Annotated in this window: 20 protein-coding genes; 9 read left to right on the forward strand and 11 right to left on the reverse strand. The window is 64.0% G+C overall.

The window, feature by feature from the left end:
- Positions 1 to 3: 3 nt before the first annotated feature.
- Positions 4 to 336 (reverse strand): type II toxin-antitoxin system RelE/ParE family toxin, encoded by a 333-nt coding sequence (locus tag E3T23_RS14875; protein WP_277612469.1) that lies wholly within the window; start codon positions 334 to 336, stop codon positions 4 to 6.
- Positions 337 to 535: 199 nt separating this feature from the next.
- Here E3T23_RS14875 and E3T23_RS15835 point away from each other — a divergent pair, with 199 nt between their 5' ends.
- On the forward strand, positions 536 to 658 hold the full coding sequence (locus tag E3T23_RS15835) for a hypothetical protein (RefSeq protein ID WP_255570785.1): 123 nt from the start codon (positions 536 to 538) through the stop codon (positions 656 to 658).
- 1,460 nt (positions 659 to 2,118) lie between these two features.
- Here the strand turns inward: E3T23_RS15835 and E3T23_RS14890 are convergent.
- From E3T23_RS14890 to E3T23_RS14920, 7 genes are all read right to left on the reverse strand, one after another.
- Positions 2,119 to 2,499 (reverse strand): hypothetical protein, encoded by a 381-nt coding sequence (locus tag E3T23_RS14890; protein ID WP_241978020.1) that lies wholly within the window; start codon positions 2,497 to 2,499, stop codon positions 2,119 to 2,121.
- Between the two features lie 83 nt (positions 2,500 to 2,582).
- Positions 2,583 to 3,281, reverse strand: a complete 699-nt coding sequence (locus E3T23_RS14895) for a DUF4389 domain-containing protein (RefSeq protein ID WP_134371309.1) — start codon at positions 3,279 to 3,281, stop codon at positions 2,583 to 2,585.
- Positions 3,278 to 3,982 (reverse strand): DUF2306 domain-containing protein, encoded by a 705-nt coding sequence (locus E3T23_RS14900; RefSeq protein WP_134371310.1) that lies wholly within the window; start codon positions 3,980 to 3,982, stop codon positions 3,278 to 3,280. The genes E3T23_RS14895 and E3T23_RS14900 overlap by 4 nt, the downstream gene beginning before the upstream one ends.
- Positions 3,979 to 4,233: a hypothetical protein gene (locus E3T23_RS14905; RefSeq protein ID WP_134371311.1), complete on the reverse strand. Its 255-nt coding sequence runs from the start codon at positions 4,231 to 4,233 to the stop codon at positions 3,979 to 3,981. Before E3T23_RS14905 ends, E3T23_RS14900 begins: the two co-directional genes overlap by 4 nt.
- Positions 4,230 to 4,919, reverse strand: a complete 690-nt coding sequence (locus E3T23_RS14910; RefSeq protein ID WP_134371312.1) for a hypothetical protein — start codon at positions 4,917 to 4,919, stop codon at positions 4,230 to 4,232. Before E3T23_RS14910 ends, E3T23_RS14905 begins: the two co-directional genes overlap by 4 nt.
- Positions 4,920 to 5,045: 126 nt before the next feature.
- On the reverse strand, positions 5,046 to 7,742 hold the full coding sequence (locus tag E3T23_RS14915; RefSeq protein WP_134371313.1) for a winged helix-turn-helix domain-containing protein: 2,697 nt from the start codon (positions 7,740 to 7,742) through the stop codon (positions 5,046 to 5,048).
- 154 nt (positions 7,743 to 7,896) lie between these two features.
- On the reverse strand, positions 7,897 to 8,802 hold the full coding sequence (locus E3T23_RS14920; protein ID WP_134371314.1) for a LysR family transcriptional regulator: 906 nt from the start codon (positions 8,800 to 8,802) through the stop codon (positions 7,897 to 7,899).
- 139 nt (positions 8,803 to 8,941) lie between these two features.
- On the opposite strand from E3T23_RS14920, the gene E3T23_RS14925 reads away from it, so the two are divergent.
- The gene (locus E3T23_RS14925; RefSeq protein WP_134371315.1) at positions 8,942 to 10,387 is read left to right on the forward strand and encodes an MFS transporter; all 1,446 of its coding nucleotides are present in this window, start codon (positions 8,942 to 8,944) and stop codon (positions 10,385 to 10,387) included.
- A 376-nt stretch (positions 10,388 to 10,763) separates the two neighbouring features.
- On the opposite strand, the gene E3T23_RS14930 is transcribed toward E3T23_RS14925, so the two are convergent.
- The gene (locus tag E3T23_RS14930) at positions 10,764 to 11,012 is read right to left on the reverse strand and encodes a hypothetical protein (protein WP_134371316.1); all 249 of its coding nucleotides are present in this window, start codon (positions 11,010 to 11,012) and stop codon (positions 10,764 to 10,766) included.
- An 85-nt stretch (positions 11,013 to 11,097) separates the two neighbouring features.
- Here E3T23_RS14930 and E3T23_RS14935 point away from each other — a divergent pair, with 85 nt between their 5' ends.
- Positions 11,098 to 11,391 (forward strand): hypothetical protein, encoded by a 294-nt coding sequence (locus E3T23_RS14935; protein WP_134371317.1) that lies wholly within the window; start codon positions 11,098 to 11,100, stop codon positions 11,389 to 11,391.
- Here E3T23_RS14935 and E3T23_RS14940 read toward each other — a convergent pair.
- Positions 11,357 to 11,941, reverse strand: a complete 585-nt coding sequence (locus E3T23_RS14940) for a helix-turn-helix domain-containing protein (protein WP_134371318.1) — start codon at positions 11,939 to 11,941, stop codon at positions 11,357 to 11,359. The two genes, E3T23_RS14935 and E3T23_RS14940, sit on opposite strands and share 35 nt — an antisense overlap.
- A gap of 103 nt (positions 11,942 to 12,044) precedes the next feature.
- Here E3T23_RS14940 and speB point away from each other — a divergent pair, with 103 nt between their 5' ends.
- The 5 genes from speB (at position 12,045) to E3T23_RS14965 (ending at position 16,088) form a co-directional block, all read left to right on the forward strand.
- Positions 12,045 to 13,007, forward strand: a complete 963-nt coding sequence (gene speB / locus E3T23_RS14945) for an agmatinase (protein WP_134371319.1) — start codon at positions 12,045 to 12,047, stop codon at positions 13,005 to 13,007.
- A gap of 77 nt (positions 13,008 to 13,084) precedes the next feature.
- Complete coding sequence (locus tag E3T23_RS14950) at positions 13,085 to 13,480, forward strand: YybH family protein (RefSeq protein ID WP_134371320.1); 396 nt, start codon at positions 13,085 to 13,087, stop codon at positions 13,478 to 13,480.
- 29 nt (positions 13,481 to 13,509) lie between these two features.
- Entirely contained in the window at positions 13,510 to 14,886 is a 1,377-nt protein-coding gene (locus E3T23_RS14955; protein WP_134371321.1) for a purine-cytosine permease family protein, read from the forward strand.
- Positions 14,867 to 15,547, forward strand: a complete 681-nt coding sequence (locus E3T23_RS14960; protein WP_134371322.1) for a cyclase family protein — start codon at positions 14,867 to 14,869, stop codon at positions 15,545 to 15,547. Before E3T23_RS14955 ends, E3T23_RS14960 begins: the two co-directional genes overlap by 20 nt.
- Before the next feature lie 358 nt (positions 15,548 to 15,905).
- Positions 15,906 to 16,088, forward strand: a complete 183-nt coding sequence (locus E3T23_RS14965) for a hypothetical protein (RefSeq protein WP_134371323.1) — start codon at positions 15,906 to 15,908, stop codon at positions 16,086 to 16,088.
- A 112-nt stretch (positions 16,089 to 16,200) separates the two neighbouring features.
- Here E3T23_RS14965 and E3T23_RS14970 read toward each other — a convergent pair whose 3' ends face one another.
- A complete protein-coding gene (locus E3T23_RS14970) occupies positions 16,201 to 16,704 on the reverse strand; it encodes a DEAD/DEAH box helicase (protein WP_166806317.1) in 504 nt (167 codons plus the stop codon).
- Between the two features lie 355 nt (positions 16,705 to 17,059).
- Here E3T23_RS14970 and E3T23_RS14975 point away from each other — a divergent pair, with 355 nt between their 5' ends.
- Entirely contained in the window at positions 17,060 to 18,544 is a 1,485-nt protein-coding gene (locus tag E3T23_RS14975; protein ID WP_166806318.1) for a PQQ-dependent sugar dehydrogenase, read from the forward strand.
- Positions 18,545 to 18,581 lie beyond the last annotated feature (37 nt).

Here is an 18,581-nt window from a genome sequence, read left to right on the forward strand (position 1 = left end):
TCCTCAGTGATAGTCGGTGATTTCGACATCTATTGGCCCAGCGGGTGTCCACGTGAAGCAGATGCGCCATTGGTCGTTGACTCGGATGCTGTGTTGGTCTTTTCGGTTGCCCTGCAGCTGTTCGAGACGGTTGCCCGGTGGAACGCGCAGGTCATTGATGGTTTCAGCGGCGTCGAGTATCAGTAGCTTTCGGTTCGCGATTCGCTGCAAGTCGGGGCCAAACTTGCGCACATGGACCCGCTGCCAGACGCGCTCAGTGTCATTTTCTGCGAACGTCTGGATCACACCATTAGCATAACGCTCAGCGTTATTACCGTCAATCGTTATCAATTCCATGCAGGGCACGTGGACGCCCACGACGCCAATGGCAGGCAGAGGCAACCGCGCCGCCCCGTAGCTCAACAACGCTGTGCGGCGGACTGCCAGATCTGTGCCATCCCGTCGGCCTGACCAATGGTGTTCCTAAGTACTGCCGAAGATGCGGCGGGAGTAGGAGTGGGTTCCGCGAGGGTGCTCCGGGGGCTAGCCTCTCGCCATGGAAAACAAGGAGATCGAGCACGGTGCGATCCAGAATCCGGCTACGGGAGCCTCGGCGGAAGGCAACGCGACCTGGACACTGCCCGAAGCCATGACGGGCGACGCGGGAGGTGGAGGTTGAGTCAGTGGACGACCTCGACGAACGCCAGGTCGCGGCCTGGATGAAACAAGTCACGTCCGTACCGGGCATCGGGGGCAAAAAGCGTTGACCTACTGCTTGCAGGTTGAAGTCGAGGGCACCAAGCAGGTCGTTTCGACTGTTTACCCTGGACGTTCCGCGACCATATCCGTCACCCCGAACTGGCGGGGGAGTCATAGCGCCAGTTACGGAACGACGACATAGTGAAATCGCGGCGGGCCAGAACCAGTAGGTTGTGGCTATGCGTATCAGGGGGTTTCGAGGGGCGAGTGCGGTTCTGGCGGCGGCTTGTTTGGCGGTGGCGATGATCGGATGTTCTGGGTTGGTACCGGAAGCTGGTGGACCAGTTTCTGCGCCGACGATGACCGTAACAATAACTCCGACTCCGACTCCGACTCCGAGTCCGACCCCGACGCTGATCCCTGAAACCGATACATGCGACAACGCTTTCACCGCTGACCTGAATTCGAAAATGGCGATGGACGGACTCACTTTTCGTGATGACGGCCCCGGCGGTGAACTGGACTCAGTGGTCGGAGCTGACGGCCTGCGCTGCGAGTGGACGAAACCGCAGACGGACCTGACCGTTCGGTACGCGAACTGGACCCGGGATATGCCGGCTTGGGATGTTCTGAGAGCTCAGCTTCTGGCTGATGGGTATATCGAGACCGGCCCGTGGTCGGTTAGCCGGCCGATACCGGAGTTCGACTCCGCGTACCGGTACCGCGACGGCGTCATCCACTACGCGAGCCCAGCCCGTTTCATCGGGTGGGTGACTGCACTGCAATAGGAGGTGGCGCTCACGGATGCTGCCACGCCGACTCCATCACCTCGGAGGTCACCCGGCCGAATTGGAGGGCATCGGCTCGCTCCAACTGAGCGGTCCAGCAGCGCATCGACTGGTGCGGGGGAGTCTGCCTCGCGAGGGCCGAGGGTAATCGACCCCGCCGTGCCGCAGGGGTGATCTTGTCGTGGAACTACGGAGCCAAACTGCCCTTGGTGCCTCAGAGTCCTAAGTCGCGACCCAAGCTGCTGAAGGACTTGAGATCGCGGTGCCGACCGCGACGGTTCAAATGGTCATCATTTACTCATCACATTCATCTCGATTCGACCCAATTTGACGAAGCACAATTGGAGGCAGCGAACCGCCCGGTTCCCTGTAAATACAAGGGAATCTGCGAGTTTTCCGAGTCATTCGCCGAAGACAAAGTTAAGGCCTGAGCCTTCAAGGGGTCTCAGGTTCAAATCCTGTCAGCCCTACCAAATGGGCCGTTTGAGAAACTGTTCACGAAATGGTCCGGTCGAGACAGAAAGAAATCGCTCCTGAGGATTCTCAGGAGCGATTTCTGGTTTAAGCCGATCTTGCAGTACTCCGTTGCTGGGCCGTTGCCTGGCGGTTGTCTGCTGGGGCGGTGGAGCGCGGAAGTGTCGGCCTTCCAGGCTCAGCCGACGGCGATGAGTGTCGCGAGAATCCCCAGGGTGAGCGACACGGGAACCATCACTCTCTTCTCTTTTGCGCTCTTCGACGCGAGGTTCGGCAGCACGCTCAGCATCAGGTATCCCGCGATCACCCACATGGTGATGACCGCGACGAGGGGATCGGTGAAGACGTTTGTGACGTCGACGCGCTCAAGTGCGATGAAAGCGAAGATGGCGTAGGTCACCACCGCCAGCATGCTGCCGACCCGCAGACGCGGGGGGAGAACAGGGTGCTGTCCGCCCCAGGCAAAACGGCCGAAGGGAAGTCCCGCCGCCAGCAGTAGCTGGAAGGTAGCGAGGGCTGTGAGCATTAAGACAAAGGCAATAGCGATTCCTGGTGTCATGGTGAGTCGTCCGTTCTGGTGATGATGACATCGACGGGGCTTTCGTGGCTTTTTTGGTAGACGGGCGGCGACGCTTTCTCCCCTCAGCAGGGCAATATGGCTTCGACTTCACGCTCATCTGTGGCCGTGCGCGGTTCGTTCGCACCGGTGTCGAGCCGGAACGGCGGGTATACGTCGGACATGAACGCGACGTAGGCGACGACGCGGTAGATCCAACGGTTGATGCCGATGAGCAGGTCGAACAGGGGTTGCGGGTACCGACCGGTCATGAGGAGAAATGCACCAGCGATTACCGCGAGCACGTTGACGATTGAGAAAGCACTGCCGCTTGAACCCGTTGAGGAGGGCACAAAGGTGAGGATGTTGGCCATCACGAAGATCACGATCGCAACGTGGGGGAGGGCAAGCATCCACTTGCCCACGACGAGCCCTCGAGAGAGGCGTGTCGGGTAGGCGACGTCGAAGCGGGCAGGGTATTCCGTGTCGCGCAGGGTGAACGGCGGGTAGCTGTCGGTTCCGAGGGCGGCGTAGACGTAAAACCCGACCCGCCAGTTCCACCGCAGCACCCCGACCGTGAACTCGAACAGCGACCGCGGGTAGCGTCCGGTGAACAGGATGACGATGCCCGAGGCCAGGGTTACGACTATGAACGCAGCGTTCAGCACGGCCAGAATCACGAAGTGGGGGAGGGCAAGCACCATCTTCACCAGCCACAACCATCGGGATAGGCGCGGATCGAACCGGCCGTGCAGCTGCACCGGTGATGTGATTTGTGTCGTCATGCTGTAATTCCTGTCCGGTTGGTTGAGTGAATATGCGTTCCTGCGGAGCGGTCTGGCAGTCGCCGCGCCCTGCGCCGGATGACCGACTCGGCCACCGCGAGGTTGATGACCCAGGCCGCTCCCATGAGAACGGTCCTCGAGAGCTCGTGGGTTGATCCGAAGATGATCGAGCCGGGGATGAGTAGGATCGCCTGAGTTCCGGCGCCCATGCCGATCGCGTACGCCCGGGTCATCCAGTCGCCGTGCGTATTAAATTTGCGCCGTACGATGCCTCGAATGCCGAGCAGGATGCTCGCGACCATTGCGGAGCCGAAGAGCAGGCGGAGAGCTTCCAGCACGTCGCCATCTCCGAGGGGGTGCGGGTAGACGGCCGCCATCCACATGCCGGATAGTGCTGTCAGCAGTCCGGTCAGGATGAGGACGCGGCCCGCCGCTCGGTGCCATCGGTTGGTGCGGCGGCGTCGTGCCGGAACGAACTGAAAAGCCCCGACCAGGCTGAAGACGGTGACGCTAATGATGTGGATCAGGACGGGAATTGGGGAATCAAGGAATCGTTCGTTGTGCACGGTCGGAGCGGCTCCGCCGGTCAGCTCGCCAAGCCGGACGGCACCGGCGAGCATGGGGATGAGGCTGAGAAGAATGAGTCCGGTGAGTGTGAGCCATGATTTTGACGCCCGGGTTGTGGCGCTGTCGGCGGTCATGTTGTGTTCTCCTCCCGGGATAGATGGGTGGCGTCGCTGGCGGCCGCGTGGTCGGGCAGGATGTTGACCGAGATGAGGGGCACGCCCAGGTCACTCACGCGCCGAATCAATCCGTGCAGGGCAGCTTGATCGATGACGGGCCCGGTGAGGGTGGTGCATCCATCTGCATCGGTTATGAGCGTGAGGCCCTCGAACCATTCGCTCCACCTCGAGTCAAGCTGCCCTTTAAGGCGGATCTCGTACCGGCTCATTTCGCCACGCTGTCGAGGTCCGCCCTGTTTGCGCTCACCCGTCGCGCCGCAGCGTTCCGGCGCTGGTCGGAGAAAAGGGAGAAGCCGAGCCAAACCAGGGCGAGGCCCATGGGAACGGCGGCCATGCGTTCGAGCGCGTGGGGCAGCAGCGCACCGGCGATGGGGGTCGCGGCAGCGGCGGCGATCAGAAGGATGCCCGCTCCGCGCGACAGCAACCGGGCCCGGATGACGGCAATTCCGAAGAGCAGCGCGCCACCGATGTACAGGAGTGCGCCGACCTGCGGAAGAGCGGCGAGCGGTCCGAGGTCGGTCACGGCCGCGTATCGTCCGAACAGGCCGACGAAGTCCATGGAAATCTGGGGGGCGTCGGATACGAAGAGGGGGGCGATGAACGCTTCAGCGAAGGTGAAGGCGGACTGCAGAATGAAGAAGAAGCCGAACATCAGATACCCAATGAGCCCCAAAATTCCGAATTGCCGGACCTGCCTGAGGTAAATCCCGGTAATTCCGACGAGAGCCAGCACCGCTTCGGAGAAGCTCAGGATGTGCACGACTGCCCACGGCTGCGTCGACAGTGAGGCGACGGCGTCGGCAGGGTGGATGAACTGGATGACGATATAGGCCAGTCCCGCGAGGGCGGCGGCGACCGCGGCCCCGCGGGTAAGGGTTGATGTCGAGATGCTCAAGGTGCGCTCCCTGTGTTTCGGTCGGCCGGACGGTTTTCCGGGCACATCCGAAAACTACGGAGCGATGTGGTGACGGGACATCACCACGTTCGTGGATCGCATGGTGATTGTTGCGGGAAGGGGTATCTAGATCAGGCCCCACCATTCGGCGCGGCGGACCGCGGCCGGGCGACTGCTCACGCCGAGTTTGAGGAAGATGTGTTTGGTGTGGGTCCGCATGGTGTTGAGCGAGACGTAGAGTTCGCGGGCGATCTCCGGGCCGGATAGCTCCGTGGCCAGGAGTCTGAGCACGTGCAGCTCGCGTTCGCTCAGCGTCCCGATCGGCGCACCCGGAGCACAGGCGCCCTCGGTGTCGCGTAGCGCCTGGCTGAGTTGACGCACAAAGTCCGGGCGGATGCCCGCACCGGCGGCCGTGCGCAGGAGCGCTAGCATCGGTGGGCCCTCGTCGACGAATAGACGAACATGGCCCTCCGGTTCGGCCCACGCGAGGGCGCGTTCCAGCGGGACGAGCGCGCGGGATGCCTCACCCTGGACCCCGAATGCGATTGCCTGCAGCACCAGGATTTCGCTGGCACTTCCCAGCCGTCCGCCCGCCTCGGCTGCACGGAGCAGTCGATCGAGCAGCGCCCGCGCGACGTTGAGGGATTCGCCCAGGGGGTCATCGCGGTGCTCCGCGATCAGCAGCCGGGCGAGGGTGATGAGACCGAATTCTTGGGCGTAGTCCGCCGAATCGGCGGGCGTGAGCTTCAGCTCCTCCACCCACGCCCGTGCCTCGGGAAGGCGTCCCTGTGCGATCCAAATGCGAGCCTTCATGCCGGCAATCGGGCGGACCTCGGGCAAGAATCCACTGCGGTAGTGCTGTCCGGCCTGATCAAGTGACGCGAGCGCGAGATCCGGCTCGCCCTCGGCTTCGTGTACTCTCGCCATCGCCAGAAACCACCGGTATCGATGCTCGTGCGAGAGGGCGCTCTCGCCGAGCTCGTGGCTTGCCTCTAGATGATTCTTGGCGAGCGTGAGTTCATTTCGGTCCCGTAGCAGGTCACTGATGCCCGCGTGAAGGTCGGCCGTTGGCTGGCCGTCGTTGCCATGCGCGATGGACTGCTGGAGCGCATCCTCATAGTTTCTCTCGGCTTCCCGAAGCCTCCCGAGCGGCCTCAGCATGTCGGCGACCACCATGGTGGTGCTCAACGCGTCGGTCAGATTGCCGGCCATGCGGAGGTTGTTCGCGGAACCCCGGAACGTGGTCACGCCGGACTCGAGGTCTCCGTTGGCCCAGGATGCGAGGCCCAGCAGGCCTGCCGCGGCGCCTAGGCCCAGGTAATCATTAGGCCTCGCGGCGTCGAACGCGCGCTGGGCATGGAGCGTGATCCCTGGTAGGTCTCCCGTGGCCAGGGCGAGGGAGGCACGGTACAGCTCGATCGTGACGGGCAGGGTCTGGAGTTCCTCGCCCGGCTCGGACTCGTGCGCGGGCGCCCCGTCTTCGCTGCCGGCACCGAGGAGGTGTTCGGCCTCGGTCAGCTGGCGATCTGCGGAGGAAATGTCACCGGAAAGGAGTGAGGACCACGCAGAGAAAACAAGAAGCACTGGCCTGTGTTTCTGTGCATCATCCGGCAGCGTCGCGAGCCAGCCGAGGAGAGTCGCATCCTGTCTGCTCCTACGGACGGCGGGAATGGTGGCTTCGATCACTCGCGCGGCCCGTGGGAAGTCTGCGGCCTCGAACGCGTGCTTGACCGCGTCGTCGGGTAAGTCATTCTTCTCGAACCACTCGCTGGCAAGGCGATGGAGTGCCGCCACATGATCGGTGCCGTGCATGAGCAGCCTGGATCGGAGGACGTCCGCAAAGAGGTGGTGGTATCGGTACCACCGCCGCGTGTCATCCAGGGGAACGATGAATAGGTTTGCCCGCTCCAACGATTGCAGCATGAGGGCGCTGTCCGTGCGCCCGGTCACGGCGTCGCAGAGTGGGCCACTGAGTCGGTCAAGAATTGCGGTCTGGCAGAGGAACTCCCGGATGTGCAGTGGTGCCTGGTGGAGTACCTCTTCGATGAGGTAGTCGATGACGAATCGGTTGCTTCCGGTGAAGGCGCCTATGAAGGCGGGGATGTCTGCGGTCTCGCGCATGGAGAGCGCGGCCAGTTGAAGGCCCGCGATCCAGCCTTCGGTGCGGGTCTCGAGGGCTGCGACGTCCTCTCGGGTGAGCGACAAGCCTGTGGCGTGCTTGAGGAACGCGGCTGCTTCATCGGGCGTGAAGCGCAGGTCGGCTGCGCGCAGTTCCGTGAGGTCACCGCTCGCTCGCAGGCGCGCCAGGGGAAGAAGTGGGTCGGAGCGGCTCGCTATGGCAAGGTGCATCGTGGGAGGCAGGTGGTCGAGTAGGAACGCTACGGCATCCCGGACGGATGGGTCCTCGATGAGTTGGAAGTCATCCAGAAACAGGATCGTCGGCTGCGTGTCTCGCGACATCTTGTTGATGAGTGACGTGAGGGTCACTTCAGTGGACAAGCGCGGGTCGTGATCCGCCGGGCCGCCATCGGAGTAGGCCCGGTCGAGTGCCGCAGCCAGGTAGGTGAGGAATCGGGCGGGGTCGTTGTCGCTTTGCTCCAGGGACACCCAGGCAACTCGGACCGTCGGATCCAGCTGACGGGTCTGCGCAACCCACTCGACAAACAGCGTGGTCTTGCCAAACCCGGCCGGTGCGGAGACGAGGCTCAATCGACGTCCCGCTCGGATTCCAGCGGTCAGCTGGTCGACGAGACGTGGACGGAAGATGCTTTGGGAGCGCGGCGGCGGGACGAAGAGCTTTGTAGCCAGAACCACCAACGTCATTGCTTCATCCTAAGGAGGCACGGAGCGGGCGACCAGCACCCATCACCGGATGACGACCGCGGAGATTCATCGCTACCTCTGCCGATCGGCCGGTTCGGCGGGTCACTCCTTCGAGGGGGTGTCCGCGCCGACTGCGGTCATCGGCTTTGCGGGCTTAGACGGGGCCGTCGATCTCCGCGCACGCGCTTCGCATACAGGCCCGGAGCCATCGATGTGCTGGGTCCACGTTCAGCCTCGGGTGCCAGAGCATCGAAACCGTGATTTCTGGTGTGGGGATCGGGAGTGGAAACATGGACAGGTCGGCGCGCAGGTTCCTGGTGTGTCGCTCGGGAACCGTCGCGATCAGATCTGACCCCCGGGCCAGGGCCAGTGCGGCTGCAAAGCCGCCGACGACGACGGTGATCTCTCGTTCCAGTCCGTACGGCTTGAGGGCTTCATCTACAGCCCCCCTTTCGCGACCTCGCCGTGAAACGCGGATGTGGCCACCGGACGCGTATCGTTTGGGGGTGATTTTGCTTTGCATCAGAGGGTGCCCCGTGCGGACGACGCCCACAAAGCGGTCCTTGAACAGCGGCTCAACATGAAGCTCATCCCTCATGATCTGGTCTGCCACTCCGATTTCAAGGTCGACGGTACCGTCTCGCAGGGAAGCGGCATCCTTGTTGGCCTTCTGCATGAAGCGCAGCCGTACGCCCGGAGCCTTGTCGATGACACGGCGGATAAGGTCGGGGCCAAAGCTCTCGACGAAACCATCGCTGGTCCGCAGGGTGAAGGTCCCAGACAGTGCACCGAGGTCGACCGTTTCAGGTGGGCCCAATAAGGCCTCGGCCTCACGCACAAGCTCTCCTACGCGCTCGCCCAACTCCAGCGCGTGGGGCGTGCGCACCAGCCCACGTCCGGCCCTGACCAACAACGGATCGCCTGTTGTCTTGCGCAATCGGGCAAGCGCTCTGCTCATCGCTGAGGGGCTGAGCCTTAGCCGTTCGGCCGCCCGGGTGACATTACCCTCCTGAAGCAGCACGTCCAGGGTAACCAAGAGATTCAAGTCCGGTCTTGCCATAGGGCAAGTCTCCCATGGAAGGCCCAACTATGGCGTCAAACGCATCGATCAGTTGCTTATTTTGCGTCTTACGCCATACTCACGGGCGGCTCTACTCTGATGGAATCCATCCACAGTGCGCAGGGAAGCAGAATTCACAATGACAACAACGAGCGTCAATCAAGACAAGCCACTGCCCGGAAAACCGGGCGTAGCGCCGACGTTTCGATGGGCGATTCTCACCCTCTCGCTCTCCATGTTGCTGCCCGCGCTGAGCACAAGCATCGTCAATGTCGCCCTGCCGAGCATGGCGGAGGGGTTCTCTGCATCCTTCCAGCAAGTCCAATGGATCGTCCTGGCCTACCTTCTTGCCATATCCATTCTGATCGTCGGCGTCGGACGCCTCGGGGACATCGCAGGACGTCGACGCCTATTACTGGCAGGGATCGCTGTCTTCACAGCGGCCACGTTCCTCTCCGGAGTGGCGCCGACCCTGTGGCTCCTCATTGCTGCCCGTGCAGCTCAGGGTCTCGGTGCAGCCAGCATGATGGCGCTCAGTATGGCGTTCGTAGCTGAGACGGTCCCACCGTCGCGGATCGGGAGAGCCATGGGGTTATTGGGGACGATGTCGGCGGTCGGCACCGCCCTCGGGCCGTCGCTCGGCGGCGTCTTGATCGCCGGCTTCGGTTGGAGAGCAATCTTCTTCGTCACTGCGCCGCTGGGCCTCCTGACCTTCGTCCTCGCGCGACGGTACCTGCCGGCTGACGGCCCCACACAGAAGGTCGGGCGGCTCGGCTTCGATTATGTGGGGATGTTGCTGCTCGCCCTTACCCTCGGGGCCTATTTGCTCGCCGTGACCCTCGAGCACGGCGTTTTCGGAACGTTGAGCCTGGCTTTACTGCTGGCTGCCGTGGTGGGGTTGGGCCTGTTTGTGCTCGTCGAGAGGCGAGCGACATCACCGTTGGTCCGGTTGGCGAACTTTCGTGTACCCGTGCTCAGCGCCGGCCTAGCGATGAGCGCGGTCGTCTCGACCGTGATGATGACCACACTTGTGGTGGGCCCATTCCATCTCTCTCGTGCGCTCGGGGTCCAGACTGCGCTGATCGGACTCGTGATGTCGGCCGGTCCCGTCGTCGCCGCCTTGACCGGCGTCCCGGCCGGGCGGATGGTAGATCGTCTGGGCGCCCAGCGTGTGGTCTTCGTCGGGTTGATCGGCATGGTGGTTGGGTCGATTTCGATGTCTTTGGTACCGGTATCGTTCGGCATCGCGGGGTACGTCACCTCTCTCGTCGTCATCACCGCCAGCTATGCGCTGTTTCAGACGGCCAACAACACCACCGTCATGACCGGCATCCGCGCTGACCAGCGCGGTGTAATCTCCGGCATGCTCAACCTGTCGCGCAATCTCGGCCTTCTTACCGGTGCATCTGTGATGGGCGCGGTCTTCGCCTTCGCATCAGGGGCAACGGATATCACCACTGCGGCTTCAGCGGATGTCGCCACGGGTACACGTTGGGCGTTTGCGGTCGCAGCGGCGCTCATCACGGTTGCGCTTGGCGTCGCTGTAGGGAGCAGGAATCGCTCGTCCTCGGATCGGCACGATTAGAGCAGGGGGGTTTCGACCGCGAAAGGAAACACCTGCGCAGCTACGGGGGCGACTTGGCTTCGGTGGACTCCTGTCAGGCCTTCGAGTTGACGGCACAGAGACCATCAGCGAAACAGGTCACGAAACGGTCCGGTCGATACGAAAAGAAATCGCTCCTGAGGTTTCTCAGGAGCGATTTCTGGTTGCTGGGCTTCTCGCGTGGGCTTGCAGTCGCGATTCTAGAGTTGTGGGTGGGATCTCGGTTCTTCAAAGTGTTTTCCAGCGCTTTCGTACACGTCGGATCTGATCTTGTATCTAATGAACGCTTCGATTTTGCGGAGGTTGAAGTTCGTCAGCAGCATCGTCTCGATGGTGGTGCTGCATCGTGGTTAGGAAGTCACTGTGTCTTGCTGGAGAAATCGTTCGGGTCGAGACCGGCGATTCGACGCGCATGCTCTTGGAGTGCTTCTTCGCTCACGGTGTGTCCAGCATCTGCGAATCGTTCACGCAGCGCGTCGAGGACTTGGGGCTCGCTGTGGCCGGCGAGGTCAGCTTCCTCCTGTGCGAGAATCCCCGCCACCTTGTCCTCGTTCGATTGAGAATGCTGGTCTTGGATCGGTTCACTCTGTGTACCGTCACCATTCATGCTGGTCCTCCGATCTCAGGGGTTCTGTTGGCCAGCCTAACGTTCAGAGTGAGACGCGGACAGGCTTTAGCGTGAAGCGGTCGACGTGGACCCGGATGCGCTGCGGGCGGCCGAGTTCGACTTCGCCGGCCAGAGCGTCTCCCTTGAACGCGTCGACGAAGCTGTGGCGGACCACCTCGCTGCGGAAGGGACGAAGTGGATGACCGGCCACGGTCCCGACCTGGACAGGGTTCTATCTGCCGGGCTCCTGGATACCATTAGCGGATTCCTCAACGATTTCGGGGCGGCCGCGCCCGTGCCTGCGCTGACCAGGACGCTGGGGTTCGAACACGACGCGGTCTCGGTCAGGCCGAGCCGCTCCACGGCGCGGGCACGATGACCCACAGCACGACGGCCGGCTCGCCGCCCTCGACCTGCCAGGTGTGCGGCTCGCGACCGGGGAAGGTCAGCGCGTCGCCGGCGTGGACGGCCACGGTGCGACCGGCGAATCGCACGGTGAGCGATCCCGAGACGACGTGGAGCGCTTCGACGTCGCAGTTGATCGTGTAGAGATCGGACCCGCCGTGCGCGTCGGACTCGAGTTCTGATCGCAGCAGCTGAACACGCTCCTCGCCGCGCGGCGACATCAGCCGATCGTCGGCGTGCACTCCGCCCAAGTTGATCCGCGGAGCGTCGGCGTATGCGACATGGTGAACATCGGGCTCGGCGAAGAGCGCTCCGACGGGCAACGAGAGCACCTGACACAACTGGACAAGCGTTGCCACGCTCGGCGACGTCTCGTCGCGCTCGACCCGGCTGAGGAAGCCCTTGCTGAGGTTCGTCGTCTGAGCGACCTGGGCGAGGGACATGCCCTGAGCGGTGCGCGCGGAGCGCAGCTTGGCGCCGATGGGTGTCGTGGTGCCTTCGGCGTTGGGGTGGATGGCGCGCACAGTTCCTCCTCGAAGCTGCTCACACATTCATCCTTGACGATCTGCGCGGGGCAGCGTACGGTAAGCGCAGTAGTTGTCTACAGCGTACCGAAAGTTGTCGAATATGCAACCGTTCAGCAAAGATGCGACGGATGAGCCCCGCGGGCCGGTGGACGCGAGTGTCGTGCCCCGGTTTGCCGGAATCGCGACATTTGCGCGACTCCCGCGGCTCGATGAGGTCGAGCGGGCAGACATCGCGATCGTTGGGATTCCCTTCGACAGCGGAGTGAGCTTCCGACCCGGTGCGCGGTTCGGCCCCGCGCATGTGCGCGAGGCCTCGCGTCTACTGCGCCCGTACAACCCTGCGCAGGACGTCTTCCCGTTCGGCGCCCAGCAGGTCGCGGACGCCGGCGACATCGCCGCGAACCCGTTCGACATCGCTGCTGCCGTAGCCGAGATCGAAGCGGGCGCGCGCCAGCTCAGCGAGCACGCCGACCGACTAATCGCCATTGGCGGAGACCACACGATCGCTCTGCCGCTGCTTCGCGTCGCGCACGCGCAGCACGGGCCCGTCGCGGTATTGCACTTCGATGCCCACCTCGACACGTGGGACACGTACTTCGGGGCGCCGATGACTCACGGGACCCCCTTCCGGCGGGCGTCCGAAGAAGGCCTCATCGACCTGACCGCGAGCATGCACGTCGGAATCCGTGGCCCCCTGTACTCGAAGGACGATCTCGAGGACGACGCCCGGCTCGGCTTTGCGATCGTCACGAGCGAATTCGTCGAAGAGCACGGCGTCGCGGCCGCCGTCGAACGCATCCGCGCCAGAGTCGGAGACGCGCCGCTCTACATCTCGATCGACATCGACGTACTCGACCCCGCCCACGCGCCGGGAACAGGAACTCCGGAGGCGGGCGGGCTCACGAGTCGAGAACTGCTCCGGATGCTGCGTGCCCTGGCCGACCTGCGCATCATCGGCGCCGACGTGGTCGAAGTCGCTCCCGCGTACGACCATGCCCAGCTGACCGCTGTCGCTGCCAGCCACGTCGTCTACGAGCTGCTGAGCGCGATGGCGCCTGGGTGACCCACCCCGACCGACACAGCCCCGACCCGACCCAGAAGTCCCGAATCAGACCGACAAGCCCGACACAGGAGACAGCCATGACACCGCCCACCCCGACGGACGAAGCAGTCCGTGCCGCGGCATCCGCCATCGTCGAGGCGTTCGCCGCCACCGACGGCCCGCGCTACTTCTCGCTGTTCGCACCCGACGCAACCTTCATCTTCCACACCGAACCTGCGCGAATCGAGGACCGGGCTGCCTACGAAGCCATGTGGGAAGAGTGGGTGGGCGGCGGCTGGAGCGTGAAATCCTGTGCATCGAGCGCGGCCGCGGTGCAGGCGTTTCCCGGCGGAGCCGTCTTCACCCACTCCGTTAGCACGAGCGTGAACACCGCAGACGGACCGATGTCCTACCAGGAGCGCGAAACGATCGTCTTCCGGTCTGATTCTGGCGGCCTCATCGCCGTCCACGAACACCTCTCACCCCAGCCCTGACCCGACCCCATTCATCGAGGAGCCCAAAGATGTCGCTCTACACCCGTCTCGAAGGCCGACTGGACACCAACTCAGATGACGCGGGCCCGGTTCGCGGAACCTACTCGCTCGGCCGCGTGCTCATGATCTGGCTGGCCGCGAACCTTGTGGTCACCACCCTTCTTACCGGCACGCTCTTCGTGCCGGATGTGCCGTTCGGCCTCGTCATCGCTCTGATCGTGGGCGGAACGATCGTCGGAGCAGCAGTGCTCGTGACGGTCGGCGCGATCGGAACGCGCACCGGCCTGCCGACGATGGCAATCACGCGCGGACCGTTCGGGACGCGCGGGAGCCTGCTGCCGGTGGCCGCCAACGTGGTCATCCTCATGGGCTGGAGCTGGGTGCAGGCGATGCTCGCCGGGATCGCCCTCAACTACATCGTCGCGTCGATGACCGGGTTCTCGAACCCCGTCATCTTCGCGGTGCTCTGCCAGACGATCGTCGTGATCCTCGCGATCTTCGGCCACGCCGGAGTCGCTCGGGTGGAACCGTGGTTCGCCGCGGTCATCCTCGCGATCGCCGCCTACATCTTCGTCGTGGCGTTCACTACGTTCTCGCCGGCAGACTTCGCGGCCATCCCGGCGACGCTCGAGCCGTTCTACTCCCCGGGACTGGCCTTCGATGTCGTGGTCGCGACCGCCATATCGTGGACGGTGCTCTCGGCCGACTTCAACCGCTTCGCATCGACGACCCGCGCGGGCGTGGTCGGCTCGGGAATCGGTTACACCCTGTCGACGGTGATCTCGATGTCGCTCGGAGCGAGTGCGATCGGCTACGTCGTCCTGGCGGGCGGCGACGCGATGGCGTTCGACCCTGTGACGATCATCGAACCCTTCGGTGCCCTGTTCGCGGTCGCGATCTTCCTGTCCGTGATGGCGACGAACACGATGGTCGTCTACGGCATGGTCACGAGTGTGGTCAACGCGCTCCCAGGCCGCCGGGTGAAGTTCCTGCCCACCGCGATCGTCCTCGGGCTCATCTCGATCATCGGTTCGACCTTCTTCGGTCTTCTGGCTCAGTTCACGACGTTCCTGGTCACGATCGGCGCCCTGTTCGCACCGATCTTCGCGATCATGATCGTCGACTACTACATCGTTGCGCGCGGCAGCTACAGCGCCGACATCCTGAAGACTCAGGGCGGTCGCTACTGGTACACCGGCGGCATCAATTGGCTCGCGGTCGCGTCGTGGGTGGTCGGTGCGGCGTCCGCCTACGTGTGGGCGTACGTGTGGCCGCTTCCGTTCGGTGCGACCGTTCCCGCATTCCTCCTGACCTTCGCCGTGTACTTGGCCTTCTCGCTCGCGCGCCGCAGCAAGACGCCTTTCGAGCCCAGCCGGCACCTCGCCGATGCCGACACCTCTCGCTGACGGTCCTGGAGCACCGCCGCGCACGGCGCTCCGGGACCTCAGCCATCCGATCACCGACGGGATGCCGGTGTATCCCGGCGACCCGGCGGTCCACGTCGACGTCGCCCTGGACCTCGACCGCGACGGGGTGGCCGTGACGGGGCTGCGAATGGGGTCTCATACCGGGACGCACATAGATGCGCCGTCCCATACCGTCGCCGGTGGCCGGACAATGGCCGATGTGGCCCTCGACGAGCTCCTCGGCGATGCGCTGGTGGTGCGGGTGCGAGCGCTCGCCGAGGGCGAGGTATACGGGTGGGACCGGCTGAATGCGGAGCATCCGCTACCAGATCGACTGCCCCCGATAGTCGTGATCGACACGGGCTGGGCGCGGTGGTTCGGCGACGCACGCGCAGTGCGGCATCCGGCCCTCGATGCCGGTGCTGCCAGCGAGCTTGTCGCTCGCGGGATGCGGATCCTCGCGGTCGACACGCTGAGTCCCGACCCGACCGGTACGTCGTCCGCCGCCTTTCCCGTGCACGAGGTCGTGCTGGGCCGCGGCGGGCTGATCGTCGAGAACCTCTGCGGCCTGGATGACCTGCCCTCGCAGGTGCGGATCGGCTTCTTCCCCCTGCGACTTGGCGGCGACGGGGCGCCGGTGCGCGCGGTCGCCTTTGTCTGAGGCCGAGCAGGAATCGTTCGTCCTCGGATCGGGACCATCAGCGACGCATCCGACGTCCGGCATGCGTCTCTATAACCTCTAGTCAATTTTCGGGCCATAAGTTATAGCGAGATATCAAGCTTCACCTTATAGAAGGGTCGACCCAAGGATTGCGGTCGTTTCGGTGCAGGACCGGGTCGTCATTCTTGCGGGCAAGAAAATAGAGAGCACGCTGCCCGGGGCGCTCGCCTCCGCCCGCGGACCTGCGGCGGCACGGGGAGGTGTCGCGTGGGGCCGATTCGCCCTGCTCCGTGTGATCCTCCGGACGCCGCGACCGCGAACCTAGATGGACCTCGCCGCCGAGTGCGGCGTGTCCCAGGTGACCATTGCATTCTCTGTTGATCCGATCGTCCTCGAAGTCGGCGTGTTGTTGACGGACGGAACCCCGCTTGATTTCGTGGTCCGCGTGCCCCCGGTCGAGCTCGCACTCATCTTCAAGGCCTACGCCGCCCAGTCTCGCCACGCGCCCAAAGAGGTCACAGATCTCTACAACCTCCTGTAGATCGCGTTCGAGTATCCCGTCGACGAGATCGGTGGCTGGAAGATCGGAACCGCTCCCATATCCGGGACGAGGCTCGACGCCGCTCGAATCCTGCATACCCTGGCGGCGCTCATCAGGGCACTCGTGGCGAGGCCAATCCCTGGGGCCCAGCGTCGGTCTCGCCCGACGCGGTGAAGCCGAGCTTCGCCATGACACGCTGGCGCTTGCGGAACATCCGGTCAAATACCGGTACCTCGGCGTCCCAGTAGTCGTGCACCTGTGACGTGGCAGGGCCGGGCGTGGTGGTCGCGGGGCGCGAGGCGCGGGAGATGCAACCGATTTGTTGCACGATCCGGCCTATGAAGGCCATCGGGACGGCCAGGAAAAGAGTGTCGAGGCTGGGGAGGTCAAAGCCTTCGCCGGCGATCTTGTCGATCGCAACGAGAATGAACGGATCGGAGGGGTCACGATCGGATAATTCGGTCCGGATCCGGCGCCGCTCCTTGGGGGCCAGCTTCCCGTGCAAGACGAAGACCGTAGCGGCTTCCGTGTCCAAGAGCTCCGCGAGCCGAGCGACATGTTCAACGCGGGTAGAGAGAACGAGGCAGTTGCGTCCCGCTCGATAAGCGCCCAGCACGTGTGCCGCTATGCGCTGGTTGCGCTCGCCATCTTCTGCGAGTTCGGTGTAGACGGCCTGAATTTCGGTGCTGGACGCATCTGTTGCGCTTGACCTGAGCGGTGTCCTATGAACGACCCTTGCTGACGCCTGTCGTCCAGATGTTCCTCCCCGGGGTCACAAGTGATCGACTGAAGCGGGGTCAGTCGTCGACGATGATGCCGCTCGGGAAGGTTGACAGTGTTTCGGCCCAGGACTAGCCTCTATTTGGGGTTTGACATCCCCTCACTTTCTGTGATATGGCGAGGGACGGTCGTCCGATGGCGCCCCCTCAGGCGGCACTCGTCGCCTGGGTCGCTTCATGAGAGGACTCCTCATGCATGACCATTCGCCAGGCCCTCGCCGCTCCTCGCGGCGCCGGCGGCTTGTCCGGCTGACCGCCGTCGCGACTGCTTGGGCGGCCACTTCTGCGCTCGCCCTAGGCTCGGCGTCCGCCAGCGGCGACGACGGGATCGGCGACCCCGTTCCCGACGTGCCCCAGGGTCCCGTACAGGTCGGGCTTGCGCTCGTCACTACCGACGTGACCGCACCGCTCGCAGGGATCACCGCACCCGGGCAGAGCCGCAAGCTCTACATCGTCGACCAGGTCGGACAGCTCAAAGAACTCAGCATTGACGCCCCTCGCCCAGTAGCGCAGCTAACCACGGTCCTCGACGTCAGTCCTCTGCTGGTCGGCCCCCAGGACCCCAAGGACGAGCGGGGCTTCCTCGGCGCGGCCTTCGCCGCCGACGGCCGGCTCTTCACCTACACCTCCGAAGCATTCAACCCAGCAGTGCCGGCCACCTTCCCACTGCCTCCTGACCCGCCCGGTTCCTGCGATCTCTCCAGCGTCGTCCCTGACCATCGCAGCGTGATTCGAGAATGGCGCCCAACCAGCACCGCTCCTCTTCGCTTCGGCGCGCCGTCCAGTAGCCGCATCCTGTTCACGGTCGACCAGCCACAGGCCAACCACAACGCGGGCGACCTGCACTTCGGTCCCGACGGCATGCTGTACATCGCGTTCGGTGACGGCGGCGGCTCAGACGACCAGAACTGCCAAACGAACTTCGACGGCAACCCAATGTTCGGACACGGCGCCAACGGCAACGGGCAGAACCCTACGAACCCGCTGGGTGACCTGCTGCGGATCGACGTCAACGGGACCAACGCCCTCAACGGGCAGTACGGCATACCGGCGGACAACCCCTTCGCCACCACACGCCCCGCGGGCCAGATCCCGGAGCTCTTCGCGATGGGCTTCCGCAATCCGTTCAGGTTCTCCTTCGACGCCCGTGACTTCACCTCCAGCAACTCCGGAACCCCTGCCCAGGCCTGGGTTGCCGACGTTGGTCAGAACGACGTCGAGGAAGTCAACGTGGTCTCCGCGGGCCGTAACTACGGCTGGCGAGTCCGGGAAGGCGGGTTCCTGTTCAACCCCGGCGGATTCCAACTCAACGGTTCACGCTCCGACGGATTCGTGTCCGCTCGAACGACCAGCAACGCAACGTTCACCGACCCAGTGGCCCAGTATGACCACGACGACGGTACCGCCATCATCGGCGGGTACGTCTACCGGGGCACCGACGTTCCCGCCCTCCAAGGGCAGTACGTATTCGGCGACACCTCGCGTCGGCTGAACAACGCACACGGCAGGCTGTTCGCCACTTCCGGCTCCAAGACAGGGCCCCACCGCGTCGTCGAGCTCCGCGACGAGCCTCTGGACGTCCAGCTCATCGGATTCGGCCAGGACGAGGACAACGAACTCTACGCCTTGGTCTTCGAACCGGGTGTGTCCGGTCAGATCCAACAGATCACCCGCTGACGGATTCCCGCCCCCTCGCGGTCCTCCCCGTCCTGAT

The organism is Cryobacterium cheniae (assembly GCF_004403395.1).
GTDB classification, from domain to species: Bacteria; Actinomycetota; Actinomycetes; order Actinomycetales; family Microbacteriaceae; genus Cryobacterium; species Cryobacterium cheniae.

Excerpts from the sequence above, each read along its gene's own strand:
- E3T23_RS14875 (WP_277612469.1), bottom strand. The coding sequence starts at position 336 with ATGGAATTGATAACGATTGACGGTAATAACGCTGAGCGTTATGCTAAT.
- E3T23_RS15835 (WP_255570785.1), top strand. The coding sequence starts at position 536 with ATGGAAAACAAGGAGATCGAGCACGGTGCGATCCAGAATCCGGCTACG.
- E3T23_RS14890 (WP_241978020.1), bottom strand. The coding sequence starts at position 2,499 with ATGACACCAGGAATCGCTATTGCCTTTGTCTTAATGCTCACAGCCCTC.
- E3T23_RS14895 (WP_134371309.1), bottom strand. The coding sequence starts at position 3,281 with ATGACGACACAAATCACATCACCGGTGCAGCTGCACGGCCGGTTCGAT.
- E3T23_RS14900 (WP_134371310.1), bottom strand. The coding sequence starts at position 3,982 with ATGACCGCCGACAGCGCCACAACCCGGGCGTCAAAATCATGGCTCACA.
- E3T23_RS14905 (WP_134371311.1), bottom strand. The coding sequence starts at position 4,233 with ATGAGCCGGTACGAGATCCGCCTTAAAGGGCAGCTTGACTCGAGGTGG.
- E3T23_RS14915 (WP_134371313.1), bottom strand. The coding sequence starts at position 7,742 with ATGACGTTGGTGGTTCTGGCTACAAAGCTCTTCGTCCCGCCGCCGCGC.
- E3T23_RS14920 (WP_134371314.1), bottom strand. The coding sequence starts at position 8,802 with ATGGCAAGACCGGACTTGAATCTCTTGGTTACCCTGGACGTGCTGCTT.
- E3T23_RS14925 (WP_134371315.1), top strand. The coding sequence starts at position 8,942 with ATGACAACAACGAGCGTCAATCAAGACAAGCCACTGCCCGGAAAACCG.
- E3T23_RS14930 (WP_134371316.1), bottom strand. The coding sequence starts at position 11,012 with ATGAATGGTGACGGTACACAGAGTGAACCGATCCAAGACCAGCATTCT.
- speB (WP_134371319.1), top strand. The coding sequence starts at position 12,045 with ATGCAACCGTTCAGCAAAGATGCGACGGATGAGCCCCGCGGGCCGGTG.
- E3T23_RS14950 (WP_134371320.1), top strand. The coding sequence starts at position 13,085 with ATGACACCGCCCACCCCGACGGACGAAGCAGTCCGTGCCGCGGCATCC.
- E3T23_RS14955 (WP_134371321.1), top strand. The coding sequence starts at position 13,510 with ATGTCGCTCTACACCCGTCTCGAAGGCCGACTGGACACCAACTCAGAT.
- E3T23_RS14960 (WP_134371322.1), top strand. The coding sequence starts at position 14,867 with ATGCCGACACCTCTCGCTGACGGTCCTGGAGCACCGCCGCGCACGGCG.
- E3T23_RS14975 (WP_166806318.1), top strand. The coding sequence starts at position 17,060 with ATGCATGACCATTCGCCAGGCCCTCGCCGCTCCTCGCGGCGCCGGCGG.